Source organism: Pseudoalteromonas sp. SR45-6 (genome assembly GCF_014163545.1).
GTDB classification, from domain to species: Bacteria; Pseudomonadota; Gammaproteobacteria; order Enterobacterales; family Alteromonadaceae; genus Pseudoalteromonas; species Pseudoalteromonas rhizosphaerae.
In genome coordinates, this window is record NZ_JACJDM010000202.1 from 1 (window position 1) to 385 (window position 385).

1 protein-coding gene is annotated in these 385 nt (G+C 53.0%); it reads right to left on the reverse strand.

The genetic code is table 11. The features are described 5' to 3' along the window. Positions 1-385, reverse strand: a 385-nt coding sequence (locus H5158_RS23815; RefSeq protein WP_220491413.1) for an Ig-like domain-containing protein, incomplete at both ends; no start/stop codon positions are given.

Below are 385 nucleotides of genomic sequence, written 5' to 3' on the forward strand. Positions count from 1 at the left end.
CATCTTCTACAGCATTGATCCGGCCATCAACCTCAATCGGGGTGGCAATCGTCAAGGCATTCGGTGCTGCGTTATCTAAAATCACTGAGGTGCTGGTTGCACTGGAGGTGTTACCCGCCGCATCACTTTGTGTGGCGCTGACGGTGAGTGTGCCGTTATTAAAGCTGCTGACATCAAACTCACTACCACTGATAGTCCATGCCCCAGAGCCATCGGCCGTCACAGTCCGTGATAAGTTATTCGCGCCATCGCTGATAGTCACACTGACACTGGCATTGGCTTCTGCGCCAGAGCCGGTGATCAATACACTGCCATCTTCTACAGCATTGATCCGGCCATCAACCTCAATCGGGGTGGCAATCGTTAAGGCATTCGGTGCTGCGTT